Origin of the sequence: Marinobacter sp. SS5-14b (assembly GCF_030541005.1) — a bacterium.
Classification (GTDB): Bacteria; Pseudomonadota; Gammaproteobacteria; order Pseudomonadales; family Oleiphilaceae; genus Marinobacter.
Map to the genome: position 1 here is coordinate 137,107 of NZ_JASSVM010000003.1, position 19,342 is coordinate 156,448.

Sequence of the window (19,342 nt, forward strand, 5' to 3'; positions counted from 1 at the left end):
ACGTCTTGCCATATCGAAAAGTGTCGGAATCGGCCAAGAATAAGTCAGAAATGACAATTCCAACAACTACAGAGGATGTGAGAGGCTAGACGCAATAAACAGGAGACCCAGAATGACCGACACCCTGATCGACCGCCGCGACCTCGCCTTCCAACTTTACGAAGTCATGGACACCGAAGCCCTCACCCAGCGCGAGCGCTTCAGCGAACACAGCAAAGACACCTTCGACGCCGTCATCGAAACCGCCGACAAAATGGCGAAAGAAAAATTCGCCAACCACAACAGCGCTGCCGACAAAGACGAACCCAGATTCGTCAACGGCCAGGTCGAAATGCTCCCTGAGGTCAAACAGGCTTTTGACGCCTACGCCGAAGCTGGCTTCCTGGCCGGCCGATACGACTACGACCTCGGCGGCATGCAACTCCCGGAATCTGTCATGGCCGCCTGCAACGGCTTCTTCACCGCCGCCAACCCCGGCACCGCAGGCTACCCGTTTCTGACCACCGCGGCCGCCAACCTCATACGCGTGTTCGGCAACGAAGAACAGAAGTCCAAATTCCTGCCCAACATGCTCAGCGGTCGCTACAGCGGAACCATGGCCCTGACCGAGCCCCACGCCGGCTCCAGCCTGGCGGACATCCGCACCTCTGCCACGCCCACCGACGACGGCCACTACCTGATAAAAGGCGCCAAAATCTACATCTCCGGTGGCGAGCAGAGCATCACCGAAAACATCGTTCACATGGTACTGGCCAAGATCAAAGGCGCCCCGGCGGGTGTGAAAGGCATCTCCCTGTTCATCGTCCCGAAATTCCACGTGGACGAAAACGGCAACCCTGGCGAACGCAACGGCGTCAGCCTCGCCGGCCTGATTCACAAGCTGGGCTATCGCGGCACCACTAGTACCGCCCTCAGCTTCGGCGACGATGCTCCCTGCCATGGTTACCTGGTGGGCGAGCCCCATCAGGGCCTGAAATACATGTTCCAGATGATGAACGAAGCCCGCATCGGCGTCGGTTTCGGCGCGGCGGTGATCGGCTACCGCGGCTACATGCACAGCCTGGAATACGCCAAAGACCGCCTGCAGGGCCGCAAAGCCAGCGAAAAGAACCCCGAAAGCCCGCAAGTGCCCATCATCGACCACGCCGACGTGCGCCGCATGCTGCTGGCTCAGAAAGCCTACAGCGAAGGCGGCCTGGCCCTGTGCCTGTATGGCGCCCGCTTGATGGACGACCAGCACACCCACCCGGACGAACAGAAACGAATGGAAGCCGGCAAGTTGCTGGACCTGCTCACCCCGGTGATCAAAGCCTGGCCCTCCGAGTTCGGCCCTAAAGCCAACGACTTGGCGATCCAGGTCTATGGCGGCGCCGGTTACACAAGGGAATACCCGGTCGAACAATGCTGGCGCGACAACCGCCTGAACCCCATCCACGAAGGCACTAATGGCATCCAGGCCCTGGACCTGCTGGGCCGTAAAATCTGGCAAGACCAAAGTCACGGCCTGCAGCTGCTGATGCAGGAAATGCAGCTAGACCTGCAAGCGGCCACCACCGACCGCTGCCAGCAATGGGCATTGTCTCTGAGTGAGACGTTGCAGCAGGCCGTGAAAGTCACCCAGAGCCTGGGCAAGTCCCTGATGGGCGGCGAGGTAGACAAAACCCTGGCCAACGCCAGCTGCTACCTGCACCTGTTCGGCCACATCATCGTCGCCTGGATGTGGTTGCGGCAGGCCAATGCGGCTGCCAACGCTCTGGCGTCTGCCAACAGCGACAGCGAGCGCAACTTCTATCAGGGCAAACTGCAGGCTGCCCAGTACTTCTTCCACTGGGAATTACCCACTGTGGCCCAGGATCTGGTGTTGCTGCGGAATCAGGATGATACGTGCCTGAATATGAAGGCCGATTGGTTCTAGTTTTGGTGCTCTTTGTATCACTAGCCTGCGAGTGTTGGGGATAGTGCGATCGGCTGGGCGCCCTTTCAGGGACACGCTACGAGCACGTCCATGTGCGCTCGACTGTGGCCATCCATGGCCACAGACGGTCCCTGAAAGGGCGCCCAGCCGCTCACACCCAGACAATGGTGCGGTTCGCTAGCTAGTGATGCGGAATTCGAAAAAATTTGATTTCTATTTCTAAGCCTGCTGTTTGATATATCGCATAAGCACGACGCGCGGGCGACGGGGTGGTCGTTCCGGGACCGTTGAGGGCCATGGACGGCCCGAAACGAGCCTACAGGGACGTACTCGTGGGCGTGTCCCGGAACGACCACCCCGTTGACCGTGCCGCCACCAAAACAAGCAGGCTAGGTTCCCAAAGTCGAGGACAAACATATGTCACTGGTAAACATAAAAAAACAGGGCCACATCCTGAAGATAGGCCTGAACCGCCCGGAAAAAATGAACGCCATGAACCGGGCCATGTACCACGAAATTGCTGCCGCCTATTTTCAGCTCCAGAACGACCCGGAACTGCGCGTCGCCGTCATGTACGCCGAAGGTGACCACTTCACCAGCGGCCTGCAACTGGACGACTGGGCCGGCGTGTTCGCCAATGGCAAAGGCATCGAGCCCGGCGAAGGCGAACTCGACCCGTTCGATATTACCGGCGAAAGCCTCACCAAACCCGTCGTCTTTGCCGCCCAGGGCATCTGCTTCACCTGCGGCGTCGAAATGATGCTCAACACCGACATTCGCGTGGCCGCCAAAGGCACCCGATTCGCCCAGCTGGAAGTCAAACGCGGCATCTTCGCCTGCGGCGGCGCCACCATCCGCCTGCAGCGCGAAATCGGTTGGGGCAATGCCCAGCGCTACTTGCTCACTGGCGACGAATGGACCGCCGAACAGGCGTATCAGTGGGGCTTGATCCAGGAACTGGTTGAACCCGGCGAACAGCTCAACAAAGCCATGGAAATCGCTGAAAAGATCGCCAAAGCTGCGCCTCTGGGCGTTCGGGGCAGTCTGAAATCGTCCAAGATTGCCGTGTCCGAAGGCCAGGAAGTGGCCAAGGAACGCTTGTTCCCGGAACTACGCCCGGTGATGGCCAGTGAGGATGTAAAAGAAGGTATCCAGTCGTTCCTGGAAAGACGGGAAGCCGTGTTCCAGGGAAAGTAGCGGGCTTGCCCCGTTGATCGGGATTTCGTTCGAAGCGATTTGTTGAATCAGTGACTATCCCACGGAAGCGTAAGCGGCGGGTTGGGGCCACCCTTCCGGGAGTGTGCGCAGCAGGGATGCTGCGCTCAAGCCCCCACGGATGGGTTCACGGCGTCTCCCGGAAGGGTGGCCCCAACCCGAAGCCGGCACCATAACCAACAGGCTAGGGCCGGCAATCAAACCAATAAAATAGTCAGACCTCAGGCAGCCTCAGACTCAGTTTTGTCTCCCGCTTGTCGCGCCGCAGCCTCAGCCGCCACTTTCGCAGCATAATCCGCATACTTGGCCATCAGCTCGTCCTTACGATCCGGATCCCAGTTAATCTTCGTCAGATCACCTTCATAGTGATCAATCACCCGCTTATCCATCGTCTCGTACCACCACTGCGGCAAATAAGCCGGCAACAACATCGACGCATAACCGCCCGGCAACTGCGGTGCCTTCTCAAAGTGGCGCAATGCCTGGAAACTCCGCGACGGATGCGCATGATGGTCTGAATGCCGCTGCAACTGATACAGGAACAGGTTGGTCACCACATGATTGCTGTTCCAGCTGTGCTCCGGCTGCGTGCGCACATACTTGCCAGACTTATCCTTCTGGCGCAGCAAACCGTAATGCTCAATGTAGTTCACACTCTCCAGCAAACTGGCGCCATAAACCGCCTGCGCAGCCAGGAACGGAACCGCACGCGGGCCGCAGAGAAGGGTGGTCGCGCCGAAGAACCCGGCGGTCATCGCCCAGCCCTGCAACAGCTCATTGTCCAAGCTCCAGAAACTCTTGCCCTTCCGCTCCAGCCGCGCCTTCTCGATCTTCACCGACGACTTCATGCCGCCAAACACCGTGCGCGGCAAAAACTTCCAGAAACTCTCGCCCATCCGGCTGCTGGCCGGATCTTCAGGTGTTGCCACCCGTTTGTGATGGCCAAAGTTGTGCTCCACCACAAAATGGGTGTAACCGGTCGGTGCCAGCGCCGCCATCGCCATTAGTTTATTCAGCTTGTTGGATTTGTGGCCCAGCTCGTGGGCCGTGTTGATGCCCACGCCGTTGATGGCGCCCACCGTCAGTGTCAGCCCGATCTTGTCCTCAAGTGGCGTGTTCTTGCGGCTGGCCAGCCAGGCACCCAGTAACGTCATAGCGTACTGGGTCGGGATGAACGCCTTCACGATCCGGTCGTAGTACTTGTCCTGCTCCAGAGACTTAACGGCGGATTCAGGTGGATTGCTTTTGTCCTCGCCAATCGCACGGTCAAGCGCTGGAATAATGCCGTGCACCAGGGCAGGCCCCGTCCAGGCAAGGGCTTTGAGTTTTTTGGGCGCCAGCGCATAACCAGTCAGCGCCGCAAGCCCGATGCCGGGCAGGGCGGGGCCCATCAGCCAAAGGTATCTTTTTGGATCTTTCCAATCTTTGCCTTCCAGCGCGGCGGAGGGTTCTGGCTGTGGTTGATTGACCGCTTTGTTGACCTTGGCGTTCATACGGGATTCTCCATCTTGTTCGTTGTTTGAAATAATTTATGTCGGACAATCTGGCAATACAACAAAATTGAGAAAAATCACGTGATGATGGCCTGAAATGACTTGCCATTGGTAAGTGGCGTAATTGGCATTTCTGGTCCAGACTTTCGGCAACAACAAAAACAGGGAAGAACCCGAGATGAGTGCCACCAATCCCACGCCGGAGACGATCTCCTGGACCATTCAGGAAATGCTCCGGGAGTACATCCGCTCAAGACAGCTGGCTGAAATTGTTTACCAGGATCCGTCCGGACAGGTCTGTATCGTCCACGAAGTAGTGCGAGATCTTTTGAGCCGGGCGGGCCATGATTTTCTTGTTCTGGGGACAGGCAAAGTAGTGGGCGCTGAGCATGTGATCATGATTGACGGCCAGCGGTTAACGAAAGAGTAATCACCCGGTAATTGCCAATGGCCGCGCCCTGGCTCTACTCTGTAGGCGTTGTAAACACTTACGAACAGAAGGACATGTTATGAATAAGCTCTCGCTGAGTGCACTGGCACTGTTAATGACTCTGGGTCTGGCTGCCTGCAGCTCTGAAAATGAGGAAGGCGTAGACCTCGAAAAAGCCGGTGACAATGCTGCGGAAATGATGGACGACGCCGCCAACTCTGCAGAGGAAACATACGAAGAAGCGACCGGCCAGGATGAAAGCGCCTGGGGTGAAGTAAAAGAGGGCGCCCAAGAGGCAGCTGATTCCGTTGGTGATGCTGCCAATGACGCAGCGGATAACATTGGCGAAGCGGCGGACGAAGCCGGTCAAGCGATGGACGAAGCCTACGACGAAGCCACCAAATAAGTCGCTGGTGATGGTCCTTGAAAAAAGGGGCTCCCGTGTGGGGGCCCCTTTTTTGCATTCTCGCCCCCTTGTCAAATAATGTTAAAGAAAGCGAAATAAAACTTGTGTCTTTCTGACACAAACGCCACGGAGACTGTTCTCTCGACCGATCTGGTTTACCCAACGACTTGAGAGAGACAGAGCATGGCTAAGCACGACGTTGATCCCAATTATCTGGATCCGAATTACGAACCTGTTGTCAATCACTCCGAAAACACCCCATTCCACGAAGTCTTGTCTACACGCATGCAGCGCCGAACTGTCATGAAAGGTACGGTAGGCGCGGCGCTGGCAAGCGTTATGGGGCTTGGGCTGGCTGGCTGTGGTAGTGACAGTGATGACGACAGCACCGGCGATATCAACGCTGAGGCCCGGGATCCACAAGCAACAGCGCTGGGATTCAAGGCGGTTCCTGTGTCCAACGCCAATACGGTTGTGGTTCCGGAGGGGTATACTGCTGAGGCATTCTTGCCTTGGGGAACGCCTTTAACCGGCAGCTATCCGGAGTTTTTTGCAGATGCCTCGAACGGTGGCGCAGACCAGGAGCAGCAGGTTGGCATGCACCACGATGGCGTTCACTTCTTCCCGATTGACCTCCCGGCCGGTGGCAACAGTTCTTCCGAAGGCCTGTTGGTGATGAACCATGAATACATTAATCAAAAAGCCCTTCATGCCAACGGCCCGGTGAAGGCTCAGGATAACGGCGGTGTGCGCCCGGCCGACCAGGTGCGTAAGGAAATTGCTGCTCACGGCGTTTCAGTTGTTCACATCAAGCGCGATGGCAACGGCGTCTGGGATGTGGTCAGGAATGGCTTGAACCGTCGCGTCACCGGTGGCACGGAAATCGATATCAGTGGCCCTCTGAAGGGCTATAGCAAGCTGGTTACACCCTTTAGCCCGAATGCAACTGCGACCCGCGGTACGCTCAATAACTGCGCCATGGGCGCTACGCCCTGGGGCACCTATCTGACAGCTGAGGAAAACTGGCACGGTTACTTTGCCAATAAGGGATCTCGCCCGAAAGAGCAGGTTCGCCATGGTGTCGGCAGTGCCTCACGCTACGATTGGGAGTTGGCAGATACTGGCGAAGACCAATACATCCGGTTTGATGTTACGCCGGTTGAGAATGGCAGTGCGGAAACGGATTATCGCAACGAGGCGAACACGTTTGGGTTCATGGTAGAGATTGATCCCTTCTCTCCCGAGACCAACCCCGTCAAGCGCACAGCGCTGGGTCGCTTTGGCCACGAAGGCGTGATTTTCGGGCCGGTTGAAGAAGGTAAGCCAGTTGTCTGCTACTCCGGTGATGACTCGCGCTTCGAGTACATCTACAAGTTTGTGTCTGATCAGCCCTATTACGCGGACACAGCGAACGGTTCGCTGCTCGACACCGGCACGCTCTACGTTGCCCGCTTTAACGACGACGGCTCCGGTGAATGGTTGCCGTTATCTCTGGATGATGCCGGTTTCAAAGCCAAGGTCGATGCCGCTGCGGCAAGGGGAACCGTTGGAGGTATTGGTTTCAACGGGTTTGAAAATCAGGCTGACGTTATTTTGAATACTCGCCTCGCGGCGGATATCGCCGGTGCCACTCCGATGGATCGCCCGGAGTGGGGTGCGGTTGATCCCGTCAGTGGTGAAGTCTATTTCACACTGACCAACAACAGTGAACGCCTGGAGTCGCAGACGAACGGCGCAAACCCGGTTGCCGGCAATACCACGGGCCATATTATCCGTTGGACTCCGGCTGGAGATGACCACACATCGGGCAGCTTTGACTGGGACATCTTTGTGTTTGCGGGTGAGCAAGGCACGGAAACGGTGGTGGATGACCAGGTAATCGTTGCGCTGACCGACGACAACATCTTCAACAGCCCGGATGGTCTCTGGTTCGACTATAACGGACGGCTTTGGATTCAGACCGACGGTTCTGATGATGCGCCATATCAGAACAACATGATGCTCGCCGCAAACCCGGTCACCCGTGAAATCAAACGCTTCTTCGTCGGGCCGCAGGGTTGTGAGGTGACGGGTGTCGTCACAACACCGGATTCGAAGACCATGTTTGTCAATATTCAGCACCCGGAGAAGGACTGGCCGTTTGGCACCGAGGGCGATCATCCCCGTGATGCCGTCGTCATCGTAACCCGTGATGATGGTGGTGTGATCGGCGCCTGAGGCGCTTAAACACAAAGCTGAGAACCCGCTAAAGCCCGCATTTTCCAACGGAGGAAATGCGGGCTTTGTCTTTTTTTGATTTCAGTCATCCTGGAAATGGCCGATAACCGGATCATAGTGGTGGCGAATCCACTAAAGTAGCAGTTATAAACTTACTTTAATTCTTTACTCTCAGGGTTCGATTTGAAGCACCGACTGTTTGCGGGCATAACAATAAAAGCGAGGGCTCCATGGGCTTGCTCGATCGCAATGTGGTTTTTTGGGGAGCGTGCATTGCCTTGGCACTTGGCATTGCCGGCGTTCTGTTGGCGCCAATGTTAGGCCTCGACCTGGCATCACTGATGATTGGCCTGGTGGTGGGGCTGGTGGCCGCCGCCGGATATTTCATCATTCGTGTGCTCGAGCCCATTGAACGGGGAATTGATGGGCTTAACGATGGTTCCCTGCCTGCAGAACACCCCCTTCAAAAGCAGTGTCATCAACTGCTGACCGAAGCCCGTGCGGGCCGGGTATTGGCGGAAACCCTTTCAGGTAGCGCCGATGAAAATGCCATTTCGGCTGCGGAAGTAGCCTTTGCTGCAGAGCAGGTCAAAAAGCGCCTCGACCAGCAGGTCGGGGAAACCGCTCAGCTGGCGGACTATGCCGGCCAGATTATGGAGTCTGTTCACGAATCCTCAGCTCAGGCTACCGATGCGGCCACCATGGCATTGCAGAACCGTGAGGTCAGCGTTGAGGGGCGAGAAGCGCTGGTTTCGGCCATTGAAAGTGTGCGGGAAGTGCACAAACAATCCGAGGAAAACCTGCGCCTTATTCAGCAGTTGAACGAGAAGTCCACCAAAATTCAAGGCGTGACGGCCACCATTCAGGGCATTGCCGAACAAACGAATTTGTTGGCGCTGAATGCCGCTATTGAGGCAGCCAGGGCCGGTGAGCAGGGCCGGGGTTTCGCGGTTGTCGCAGACGAAGTGCGCCAGCTTGCCGGTAGAACGTCGCAGGCAACCAGCGAAGTGGCTGGCACGCTGGCTGAAATTCAGGCCGATACTGAAACGATTGTGGCTGGCATTGAGGGCCTGGCCCGCAGTGTCGGACAGGGACTTGAGTCTGTAGAGAGTGTTGGCGGCCAGCTTGATCAAATCCGAGATCAGTCAGACCGGGTTCAGCAACAGGTTGCCCGGATTGCCGAGATTGACCAGTCCAACGAGCAAAGCCTGGCCCAGATGTTTTCGGTGATTAAATCGGTGCGGGATCATATTTCTGAGAGTGATAACAGTGTCGCCTCTCTGGCAGAGCAGGCCGCTACGCTGATGGAGGTGGCGGAGCAAGCCAATGCGGCACTCGCGCTGAACAGCAGCCAGAGTTACCACCGTCAGTTCTATGAACAGGCAAAACGGGGCGCTGACCAGATTGGCCATTTGTTTGAGCAGGCGGTTCGAGACGGCAAACTGACGGAGGCGGCGTTGTTTGACAAAAAGCGCGAGCCCATTCCAAAGACCGATCCGCAAAAGTACGCCAGCAGTTTTGACTGGTTTACCGATCAGGCGCTGCCCGCGGTGCAGGAAGCGATTAAAAATTCCCTCGATGCCGTGGTATTCGCCATTGCCTGTGCGCCGGATGGCTACGTGCCGACCCATAACCGAGACTTCGCGCACGCGCCTACCGGTAATCATGACGTTGACCTGTTAAAAAGCCGGAGTAAACGGCTCTTCAATGACCGCACCGGCATTCGCTGCGGCCGCCATACCGACGACATGCTGCTGCAAACCTATCGGCGCGACACAGGCGAAATCATGCATGACGTCTCAGTGCCTGTGTTTGTGAACGGCAAACACTGGGGTGGCTTCCGTCTGGGCTACCGGCCGGCGAGGCATTGATCGCACTGGGCACTGGCAAACGCTGTGATAGACTGCCGGGGACGTAACAAGGAGAACGCCCGTGCCTGAAACCGAGTACATCCCCGCAAAACCTGACGGTCAGCAATCACAGGAACCCAGCTCCGCGAGGAACCTGGCTGTGGTGGTTTATATCCTGCAGGCGTTGTCTTTCTTCCTGGGAGGCGTGACGGCGCTGGTGGGTGTGATCATCAACTACGTCAAGCTGGATGATGTGCGTGGTACCTGGATAGAGCCCCATTTCCGCTGGCAGATCCGCACCTTCTGGATTGGTTTGCTGTGGACAGTCATCGGGTTGATTACCACCGTGCTGATCGTGGGCTGGTTTATTCTGCTGGGTATCGCGATCTGGGTGATTTATCGCATCGTCAAAGGCGCCCTGGCCCTGAACGATGGCAAGACTCCGCTTTAGCGGAGCCTTGACTGGCTCAGTCTTCGGTCACTTCTTTCAGGCGTAACGCACTCAGCATGCCTGCCAGCCCCATCAGGCCCAATACCAGAATCACCGCCACATCCGAGATCATGGAAATGGCCGCGGTGAAGGCCCCGGTTACCAACAGCAATACGCCGATAACGGTATTGCTGACCGCTGTGTAGTCTGTCCGTTTGTTACCACCGGCCATATCCACCAGATAGGTCTTGCGCCCCAGGCGCACACCGGCATGGGCCACACTCAGCACAAAAAATGCGATCGGATAGAACCAGGCACCGCCAAACCCGGTGCCCAGCACCAGTGCCAGAACACCAACCACCAGGCAGACCGAGCTGGCCATGGCGGCACCCCGAATCATCACCCGGCGGCTGGAGGTGTCGGCGGCCCAACCCCAGAAGCTGGCGCTCAGAGAGCTGGCCAGACTGCTGGCGAGCAGAAACACACCCAACATCCAGCCGATATCGGATTCCTGTTGGGCGAGCACCACGAAATAGGGCGACGCCAGAGCTGAACACAAAAGCAGTGCACGAGTGATGACAAAATGCCGGAAGGGCGCATCGTCCCGCAACAGCGACAGGCTTTGAAACGCCTCGTCGATAGCGTTGCCGCCACCCCCGGTTTCACCAGCGTATTCTTCCACATTGGCGAACAGTAACCCGGCAATCACCCACAGCGTAGCGGCCAGCAGTAGCAGTACGGTATAGAACGCAATGGTGGGGTCGCCCCGGTCCCAGAACAGTAACCCCGTGAGCACCACCGTGGCGGTGCCGCCAATGGTGGTTGCCAGGCCAGACAGCCGGCCCCGGCGGGTTTTGGGGATGCACTTGCCCTGAACGTCTTTCATGGAGACCGAGCAGAATCCCCGGGCCAGTGAAAACACAATAAGCGCCGCGACAATACCGCCACCGGCCGCATAGCCTTCAAGAAACCACACGCTTGCCGCCATCGCTGCCACGCTGATCGCCTGCCCGAAACTGCCCAGGGTCCAGAACCATTTGCGCACCGCCTTGCGACGCACCCAGGCGGCGATCACCATCTGCGGCACCATGGAGCCGGATTCCCGGATGGGCACCAACCAGGCCACCAGTGCCGGTGCGCCAACGGCACTCATCAGCCAGGCCAGCACGGTCTTGGGGCTGATCAGCAAATCCCCGAGCTTAGTCAGCACATTGCTGAACAGAATCAGGAAGAAGTTTCGGGGGACTTCCCGACAGGCTTCCTCCGGGATGTCCTTGCAGACCCGTGCGTCCTCTTCGTTGGCAATCAGTCCATAGAGCTGGTCGATAGTGTCTGGTTTGGTTGCTGGCAAAGGGCCGTCCTCCGGAAAATGTTTGCCAAGCATACCAGTTAGCTCAGGTGTGCTTAAGCCGGAGGATCAGCCGGTGCCCGTTAAACCAGGTGGTGGTCCCACTGAACCGGTAGCCGCGCGATGTCTTTCGCAGGTTGTCCGGCGCTCAATTGCACCAGTCGGCCCTGTCCCGAGGACACCAGGAAATCGCCTCCTGCCAGGGTCTGAATGCCGGCGCAGTCAGTGATGCGGGCTTTGGCAATCAGTTCTCCGGTCTTGCCGCGAAAGAGGATGGCGGTACCGCCCACGGGGGAAGCGGCGGCAATCAGATCATTTTCAGGATGGGCCACCACGCTGGCGATGTAGTTGCCGAGGGCGGCCTGGGTTTCCGGGTCAAAGTGATATTCCCGGAGTTGCCCATCTTCGATGCGTGCCAGTAGCGGTGGTGTCTCGTAGAGCGGCCCCTGATACTGGTAGGCAACATAGACTTTCCCTTCGGCGCTGACGCTGACGTGGCGGGAGCTCTGCTGGTGGTGGGCAGGGGCAAAGCGGCCAACGATCTGGCCAGACCGCCGGTTCATCAGGATCAGGGCCGGCTGCATGGTATCCAGATTGAGTTTGATGCGGTCGTAATCCGGGTGGGTCAGAATGCCGCCGAGGCCGATGATCAGGGTGTTGCCGTCCGGATGCAGGGTGAGCTCATGTGGCCCGATGCCGGCCAGTTCAAAGGTGTCCACCCGTTTGTAGCCTTGCTCGGCGTCGTAGACGGCGACAATGCCTTCGCCGGGCTGGTAGCGGCTGGCCGTGGCATAGAGCCATCGGCCATCGGGTGAGAACACGCCGTGGCCGACAAAGTGCTCGCCTTCCGGGGCCATGATGCGGTGTCTGCGTTGGCCGGTTTCTGCATCGAAAACATAGAACGACCAGCCCGGCCGGCGCTCAAAAAACAGAATGTCTTTTTGTCCCGGCCGGTTGCAGCCGCTGTGGCAACGGGTACCCACCGGCGCCTGCCACTGAACATTACCGGAGCGATCGAAGGCACTCACGCCAAAGCTTCCACCTGGCAGGCCAACCGCGCCGGCATAGCGTTCGGGCTGAGGGCCGGTTTTGCGGGGGAGCAACGAGCAGCCGGTGAGGCTGGCAGCTATACCTCCGGCGACTGCGGCTTTGATCAGGGTTCTGCGATGGATGGGCATGTTGATACCTGTTCAGTCCCCGTCGCTTGAATTGAAACCGCGAACCACGCCAAGGGCTACGGCGGCCTCGTCATTAATCAGCGTTGAAAGCTGTGAAACATCCACGTAGAGCCCTTGCAGGATTCGGAACTGATCATCGCTTCCCATCAATGTTGTCATGGCAACATGAGCTTCGGGAAAGTTATCAGCCACTTTCTCAAACTGCCTCTGGATGCGATCTGCCAGTTCGGCCTCGCCAGCGGCTTTCAGTAACGTCGTCAGCCCGGGCAGATAGAATTTCTCAAGCCCTGCCACTGTCGCCTCCACCGCCATCAGGCTCTTGCCACTGCGCCAGGCATCGGTGATGTAAGGATTGCGTTTGCCATTGCCTCTCAGGCCCATGGGCTGAGCCAGCCGTCGCTCTTCCAGTATTTCCAGCGCTGTCATGCCGGCTTTGATGGTGGTATCGCGGTACGGCTCGGTGTCCAGATAGTGTTGTTTGAAACTCACCCAGCTGTCTGCGAGATCCCGGGCATTACGTGCCATATGCCGGGTGACCGCCGAGAGCACCTCACAGTTTTTGGCTGTGGGCAGGGCGTTTTCTCCGCTATTGAGTTGCTCATCGAACAGCAGGTATTCGGCCATGGGAAAGCCCTGAACCGCCACCCCGGATTGGTTGATCACGTCGGCGTTAACGGGTGCTTCGGTGTCAAGCAGGTAGCGGGCCTTGCGAGCGACCAGGTTCTTCGGGTCTGGCCAGAACTGGAATTGCCAGGACAGGTTGTTGTTCTCTACCGGCCCGAAGTCAACAAAGCGGACCTGCTGCCAGGCCAGGAAGGCATCGAGCCAGGCATCGTTCAGGGCCGGTCGGCTGCCGGACGTCGGCGCATTGCAGTAGCCGGCCGTCGCCGATGCGAGTTGTTCGGTTTCGGTTGCCAGCGATTCGTATCCGTTTTGAATTTCGCCATGCCACTGTTCGCGGGCCTGGGTATCTGCGTTGGCCCCGAACGCAGCCGTGGTGCAGGCGAGCAGGGCAGAGGTGCAGAACAGTCTGGTGATCGGTTGCATAGTGGATCCTCAGAGTGAATTCAGAAAATCGATCAGCGCACTACGGTCTGGCTCTGCCATCTGACGATAGCGGTCAGCCGCCGGCCGGGCTTCGCCACCGTGCCAGAGAATGGCTTCTTCCAGCGTGCGGGCGCGGCCGTCATGCAGGAAACCGGACTGAGGGTTGACCACCTGGGCCAGGCCGATGCCCCAGAGGGGGGGCGTGCGCCACTCGTTGCCGTTGGCGAGGAATTCGTCCCGACCGTCTGCAAGGGCCGGGCCCATGTCGTGCAGCAGCAGGTCGGTGTAGGGCCAGATGGTCTGGTTGCTCAGATCCGGGCGGTCGGCCACTTCTCCGGTCTGGTGTTTCGGGGTGTGGCATCCGGCACAGCCGGTTTCATTGAACAGCCTGGCGCCTTTCTGCACAGATTCAGCGTCCAGATCCCGCCGGGCAGGTACCGCCAGACTCTTGGCGTAGAAGGTGACAAAGTTGGCGACCTTGTCGCTCACTTCGGGCTCACCACCGTGAGTAAACCGTTCGCACTGTTGTTCCGGGGTGCAGTCGGTGGTGGGCTTGATGGACGAGGTCAGGCCCATATCGCCGGCGAAGGCGCCCATGCTTTGCTGGTGCACATCCGGTTCCGCGGCTTTCCAGCCAAACCGGCCCGGCAGCGTTTGCTGACTGGCGACATCCCAGACCTGATTAAGCTTGCCGGAAATCCCGTTGTTGTCGGCATCTTCCGGGTCGGCCAAGGCTTCAAGATCGACAATGGGGATGGCTTCCAACAGACCCATGCCGATCATCTGTGGTGCCACCCGGGGCGAAACCAGCAAATTCGCCGGCATAGGGCCATAGTTGGGGTTCTCGATGCGATATTCCGGTTTGCGCAGTTCAACCACGGTTCCATCACCAAATGTTTCCTGAACCGGCTCCCAGTCAATCACCAGATCCGCTTCCGGTTTTGCCGCCGGCAGGGCCGCGGTCTGCAATTGACTGCCGTAGACCGGTGCGGGTTTGAAACCGTGCTTGCGAAGGAGCTCTGCATCCTTGACTGGATCGGCGGGTACCGCCAGCCGCAGGAACAGGGAGACCGGGGGTTCATCAACGCCTGGCGGGTGTCCGCGGCCATCCTTGATGTGACAACCCTGGCAGGAGTTGGTATTGAACAGGGGGCCCAGCCCGTCCCGGGCATCGGTGCTGGCAGGCGCTTCCACCCAGGGGTTGCGGAAGAAACTGTTGCCAACGCTGAAATCCAGGCGTTTGGTCATGGACAGGTTGCCCTGGGGCAGGGAATAGGCGTTGGTGTCGGCCTGATTGACCGTGCCTTCACCGCCCGTGGCCGGTGTAGTTTGTATCGGGTAACCAGCGTGAGTCTCGGCAAAAACGGGAACGCTGGACAAGGCCAGCGTTCCCAATAACAGAAGTGATTTCATGTTACCTCAGAACGCGTGGCCCGCATCGTCCGGTGACAGGGCTTCAATGCCCAGTTGCCGTGCAGCCTGCTCGATAGAGCCGGTCTGCTCAACCAGCGCCATGATGGCACCGTTGACAATGCGGGTGCCTTCCGCGTTGCCCGGGGCGATCATGGTGTCAAAGGCCATCGGGTTCTGGCTGCTTTCGGCGCGGGCTTTCATCAGCGCCAGGGCTTCCATCGATGCATCCAACTGACGGTTAAGGCGAGCGTCCAGTTCCGGGTTGGTCTGCTCAACCAGGTCAGACAGGGAAGGGCCGGAAACCACCGAACCATCTACGCGGCGATAGGTGCCGGTGTACACGTTCTGGATGCCCTGGCCGTTGTAGTAGTGCGAGTTGTGGGTGTTATCACTGAAGCAGTCGTGCTCGTCTTCGTAGGAGTTGGCCTCCAGAGCAACTTTCATACGCTCACCGGCCAGCTCGCCGAGTGACAGGGAACCCATGCCGAACAGCATTTTCTGGATGCCTTCGTCGGCGTTTGCGGACATCAGCTGGGCACGGTAGTTATCCGAGGTGCCTGGGGCCCACTGGGCAACCATCCACTCCAGATCATTGACCAGCAGATCAGTCACGGCATCCAGGTACTGGGCACGGCGCTCACAGTTGCCGTTGGTGCAGTCGTTGCCTTTGGCGTAGTCAGTAACCGGGCGCTCGCCTGCGCCACCTTCAAAACCGTGCAGATCCTGGCCCCAGAGCAGGAACTCAACCGCGTGGTAACCGGTGGCCACGTTGGCTTCGGAACCGCCCACTTCGTTCAGGTCGGCCAGCAGTTCAGGGGTGAGAGTTGCCACATCCAGAGTTTCCCCGCCGACATTAATGCTGTTGCTGGCAACGATGTTGGCGGTTGCACCGGCATTACCCAGTTCGTGCTGGTAGTCATCGGCTTTGACGTAGTCGATCAGGCCTTCGTCCAACGGCCAGGCGTTCAACTGGCCTTCCCAGTCATCCACAACCGCGTTGCCGAAGCGGAAAACCTCGGTCTGCTGATAGGGCACGCGAGCGGCTAACCAGGCAGTTTTAGCTGCTTTCAGGTTGGCTTCAGTCGGGTTGGCAATCAGTCGATCGGTTGCTTCGTCCAATGCCCTGGCGGTGATCAGGGCGTCTTCAAAGTTGGCATGGGCCAGGTCGGCGTAGTGGTCTACCACAGCGGCTTTGGTAGCAGGCCCGGACGAGTCTGCGGCCCAGGGTGCATTGGCACAGCCTGCGGTCAGGGTAACGGCGATGGCCAGTGCCAGCGGGACCGGACGAAACAATGTGTTCATTTAAAACTCCATGTTATCGATAAGATTTTGCAAATACGAAAGATTAGCGTTCAGATTATGCTTTTGTAAGGCCTGCGAAGCAAGGGTTTTGATCTTTGATAATTCCTGCTTGGGGTCATCGCGCTCAGGCTGGCGCCGGTCATGGGTTACTGGCGGGTGCTGCTTGCGCGTGCAAGGCGACTGCGGCTTAATGGGCCCCTGACAGCAGGAGCCCTTTATGCTGAGTTACCTTCACGCCTTTCATGCCGGCAACTTTGCCGATGTTCAGAAACACGCTGCTCTGGCCCTTACTCTGGCTATGATGCAGACCAAGAAAACCCCGATTGCCTGTTTCGATACCCACGCGGGCAGTGCCGTGTACGACCTCACCGGCGAGCGCGCCCGTAAAACCGCCGAGGCAGATGCCGGTGTGCAGCGCCTGTGGCGGGTCAAGAGCAGTTTGAAGTCACCGGACTGGCAGCCGATGCTGTCGACTCTGGCGAGCTTTAATCGCAATGCCGATGAGTTGACGACGTATCCGGGCTCCCCAGCATGGCTGGCCGACTTCGCCCGCGAAGGCGACGTTGTGACCGCGTTCGAACTGCACCCTGCTGAAGGCCAGCAGCTTGACACCTGGGCCCGCCGGGCCGGCGTGCGCGTGCTGCATCAGGATGGCTTGAAGGGCCTGCTGCAGAAGCTTCCGCCGCACCAGCCCCGCTTGCTCACGCTGATTGATCCGTCCTACGAAATCAAAAGCGACTATGAAGACGTGGCCGCTACCTTGATCAAGGCGTGGAAAAAGTGCCGTCATGGGGTCTATCTTGTCTGGTACCCCATCCTCACCAGTGGCCTGCAGCAGCGGCTGATCACGGCTCTGGAAAGTGGCGAGGTGCGCAAGGTTCTGCGCAGTGAAGTGATGCTGGACCATCCTCCTGAGCGGGGCATGGTGGGGTCCGGTATGCTGATGATTAATCCGCCCTGGGGGTTCGAGCAGCGTTTTTCTGCGATGATGGATGAACTGCAAGGCAATGAAGCACTGGGCCTGTCGTCATCTTTGACATGGCTGGTTCCCGAATAATCTGGCTGGAGTAATTCGTTGACTACGGAAACGGTTCAGGATAACCCTTGCCTGCCAGGTGGGCTGATTCCGCTGGATCAGTGGAAGATGCCCGAAACGTCCGTGCATAAAACCGTGCGGGGTGTGTTCAAGGATATTGTTCGTCAGCTCCGGGTGGGGATCAGCCCGGAGGAGCAGGCTTTTGAAAGCCTGGATGATCTGCCAGCCCTGTCTTCGCACAAGCTCAGTCGCTATGCCCCGGAACCGGATGCCGGGCAGTTGGCGGACACGTTGAATCAGCAGATTGCTGAACTCCAGATGGCCAGCAGCCACCCCCGCAAAGTGTCTTTTATCGTGGCGCCACCATTTTCCGGGGTTGCGCAAGCGCTGGCCACCACAAAACGCCGGGTGATCACACCACCGGATAACCTGCTGATGTCTGAGCAAGATGTATCGGGCTGGTGGGATGAACAACTGGGCGGCGACAGCTGGGTGGTGCCAGAGCTGGCCGATTTCTGGTTGCGGCACCGGTCGGGCCTGAGTCTGCTCAAGGCGTTCTTCGCCCGGGTGGCCGTGGAAGAGGCCGGTGACGGCCTGGTAGGTTGTTCCAGCTGGTGTTGGCAGTTCTGGTGCCAATATCTGCCGGAACTTCACGTGGGCCCCATAACCCTGGCGCCGTTGACCGGCGAGCGGCTCACCCACTGGCTGGACTATCTGGCTGCCGGCGACGGCAGGCGGCAGCTCACTGCCCGGATGACTCACGATGGCCGGCATGTATTGCCACCGCCGTCGGATGATCCCAGCGTTAAATACAGTAGCTTCAGTAACGATCTGGCCTGCATGGCCCGAGGAAATCGGGGCGTTGCGCTGGCGATTTGGCAGCGCGCTCTGCGGGCCAAGCCGGAAGAAAATGCCGAGCACGAGGGTGAAACACCCACCAATGGTCCCAAGTGCTGGGTAACACCGCTGGAGCAGCTGAGTTTGCCTGCAGTGCCCCAGAGTGCCGGGCGCCAACCCGGGCATATTCTGCATGCGCTTTTATTGCACAGTGGTTTAACCGCCGATCAGCTGGCGCTGGTGACGGGCCTCCCGGGGCCGGAAATCAGCCTCACGCTGGCCCGCTGTCTCCGGGCGGAGCTGATTACCCGGGATGAACCCGCCAACCGTTACCGGCTTACGCCCCTGGGGTATCCTGCGGTGCGTAAATACCTGCAATCCCGGGGTTATCCGGTTGATGGCTTCTAGGAGAAGATGATGGGAGATTTCGGGCTTAAGGATGCGTTGTCATCCATCACCTCGGGTGCGGTACTGGAGGCGATTGCCGTTGTTGTTGCGGCCTCATTGCTGATTCTGGCTATTCAGAAACTACTGCCGGCGCTGGCGGGCAAGTTGTCCGGCAAGGTGCGGTTGTACCTGCTGGCGTCGGTGCCGCTACTGAGATTGCTGATTATTATTCTGACCATCGTGATGGTGGTGCCGATTTTGGTGGAGCCTTCGTTCGAGAATATGCTTGCGATCTTTGGCGCCATGGGCCTGGCACTGGGCTTTGCGTTCAAGGATTACGCCAACAGTCTGATTGCCGGCATCGTTACGCTCTACGAAATGCCCTATCGGCCTGGCGACTGGATCGAAGTGGAGGGCAAGTACGGTGAGGTGCGGTCGATCGGCACCCGGGCTGCGGAGATTGTCACACTCGATGACACCGTGATTGTGATTCCGCACAGCCTGCTCTGGAACACGCTGCTGGCCAACGGCAACGACGGTACGGATAACCTGATGTGTGTCGCGGAGCTCTATCTTGACCCAAATCACGACGTGGCGCGCATGCAGTCACTTTTCCGTGATGCCATATACGCCTGCCCGCTCACCAAAACCTATCAGCCGGTGGTGGTCACGGTTGCGGCTCAGGACACCGGTATGAAATACCGCCTGAAAGGTTATCCTCTGGAACCGAAATATCAGGTGCCGTTTATCTCCGACCTGACTGCCCGGGCTGCCGAAATCTGCAGGGCCGAAGGGATCCGGATGATCTCCTGGCCGGATGTACAGCGATAGGTGCGCA

The 19,342-nt window shown here is 58.4% G+C and carries 16 protein-coding genes; 10 read left to right on the top strand and 6 right to left on the bottom strand.

Translation table 11 applies throughout. The annotated features are described in order from the left end of the window. Nucleotides 1–112 precede the first annotated feature (112 nt). Both QPL95_RS08305 and QPL95_RS08310 read left to right on the top strand, forming a co-directional pair. Entirely contained in the window at nt 113–1,915 is a 1,803-nt protein-coding gene (locus QPL95_RS08305; protein WP_303290516.1) for an acyl-CoA dehydrogenase, read from the top strand. Between the two features lie 417 nt (nt 1,916–2,332). After that, on the top strand, nt 2,333–3,112 hold the full coding sequence (locus QPL95_RS08310) for a crotonase/enoyl-CoA hydratase family protein (protein ID WP_303290517.1): 780 nt from the start codon (nt 2,333–2,335) through the stop codon (nt 3,110–3,112). Between the two features lie 239 nt (nt 3,113–3,351). Here the strand turns inward: QPL95_RS08310 and QPL95_RS08315 are convergent, their stop codons facing one another. Next, nucleotides 3,352–4,623, bottom strand: coding sequence for an alkane 1-monooxygenase (locus QPL95_RS08315; protein ID WP_303290518.1), 1,272 nt, complete (start codon nt 4,621–4,623; stop codon nt 3,352–3,354). Nucleotides 4,624–4,801: 178 nt separating this feature from the next. Between QPL95_RS08315 and QPL95_RS08320 the strand changes: the two genes are divergently transcribed. The 5 genes from QPL95_RS08320 (at nt 4,802) to QPL95_RS08340 (ending at nt 9,977) form a co-directional block, all read left to right on the top strand. After that, nucleotides 4,802–5,053, top strand: coding sequence for a hypothetical protein (locus QPL95_RS08320; protein ID WP_303290519.1), 252 nt, complete (start codon nt 4,802–4,804; stop codon nt 5,051–5,053). Nucleotides 5,054–5,132: 79 nt separating this feature from the next. Further along, the gene (locus QPL95_RS08325; RefSeq protein WP_303290520.1) at nt 5,133–5,459 is read left to right on the top strand and encodes a hypothetical protein; all 327 of its coding nucleotides are present in this window, start codon (nt 5,133–5,135) and stop codon (nt 5,457–5,459) included. 183 nt (nt 5,460–5,642) lie between these two features. Beyond that, nucleotides 5,643–7,676, top strand: a complete 2,034-nt coding sequence (locus QPL95_RS08330; RefSeq protein WP_303290521.1) for a PhoX family phosphatase — start codon at nt 5,643–5,645, stop codon at nt 7,674–7,676. Nucleotides 7,677–7,906: 230 nt separating this feature from the next. Next, nucleotides 7,907–9,547, top strand: a complete 1,641-nt coding sequence (locus QPL95_RS08335; protein WP_303290522.1) for a methyl-accepting chemotaxis protein — start codon at nt 7,907–7,909, stop codon at nt 9,545–9,547. A gap of 61 nt (nt 9,548–9,608) precedes the next feature. Then, nucleotides 9,609–9,977 (top strand): hypothetical protein, encoded by a 369-nt coding sequence (locus tag QPL95_RS08340; RefSeq protein WP_303290523.1) that lies wholly within the window; start codon nt 9,609–9,611, stop codon nt 9,975–9,977. A 16-nt stretch (nt 9,978–9,993) separates the two neighbouring features. On the opposite strand, the gene QPL95_RS08345 is transcribed toward QPL95_RS08340, so the two are convergent. The 5 genes from QPL95_RS08345 to QPL95_RS08365 all read right to left on the bottom strand — a co-directional run bounded on the left by QPL95_RS08345 (nt 9,994) and on the right by QPL95_RS08365 (nt 16,244). After that, the gene (locus tag QPL95_RS08345) at nt 9,994–11,307 is read right to left on the bottom strand and encodes an MFS transporter (RefSeq protein WP_303290524.1); all 1,314 of its coding nucleotides are present in this window, start codon (nt 11,305–11,307) and stop codon (nt 9,994–9,996) included. Nucleotides 11,308–11,387: 80 nt separating this feature from the next. Further along, on the bottom strand, nt 11,388–12,482 hold the full coding sequence (locus tag QPL95_RS08350) for a DUF1513 domain-containing protein (protein WP_303290525.1): 1,095 nt from the start codon (nt 12,480–12,482) through the stop codon (nt 11,388–11,390). Between the two features lie 12 nt (nt 12,483–12,494). Beyond that, on the bottom strand, nt 12,495–13,529 hold the full coding sequence (locus tag QPL95_RS08355; protein WP_303290526.1) for an imelysin family protein: 1,035 nt from the start codon (nt 13,527–13,529) through the stop codon (nt 12,495–12,497). Nucleotides 13,530–13,538: 9 nt separating this feature from the next. Beyond that, on the bottom strand, nt 13,539–14,942 hold the full coding sequence (locus tag QPL95_RS08360; protein ID WP_303290527.1) for a di-heme oxidoredictase family protein: 1,404 nt from the start codon (nt 14,940–14,942) through the stop codon (nt 13,539–13,541). A gap of 6 nt (nt 14,943–14,948) precedes the next feature. Beyond that, entirely contained in the window at nt 14,949–16,244 is a 1,296-nt protein-coding gene (locus QPL95_RS08365) for an imelysin family protein (protein WP_303290528.1), read from the bottom strand. A 217-nt stretch (nt 16,245–16,461) separates the two neighbouring features. Here QPL95_RS08365 and QPL95_RS08370 point away from each other — a divergent pair, with 217 nt between their 5' ends. The 3 genes from QPL95_RS08370 to QPL95_RS08380 are packed head-to-tail and all read left to right on the top strand — an operon-like array spanning nt 16,462 to nt 19,335. After that, the gene (locus QPL95_RS08370; protein WP_303290529.1) at nt 16,462–17,301 is read left to right on the top strand and encodes a 23S rRNA (adenine(2030)-N(6))-methyltransferase RlmJ; all 840 of its coding nucleotides are present in this window, start codon (nt 16,462–16,464) and stop codon (nt 17,299–17,301) included. A gap of 18 nt (nt 17,302–17,319) precedes the next feature. Continuing rightward, complete coding sequence (locus QPL95_RS08375) at nt 17,320–18,525, top strand: helix-turn-helix domain-containing protein (RefSeq protein WP_303290530.1); 1,206 nt, start codon at nt 17,320–17,322, stop codon at nt 18,523–18,525. A 6-nt stretch (nt 18,526–18,531) separates the two neighbouring features. Beyond that, nucleotides 18,532–19,335, top strand: coding sequence for a mechanosensitive ion channel family protein (locus tag QPL95_RS08380; RefSeq protein ID WP_303290531.1), 804 nt, complete (start codon nt 18,532–18,534; stop codon nt 19,333–19,335). Nucleotides 19,336–19,342 lie beyond the last annotated feature (7 nt).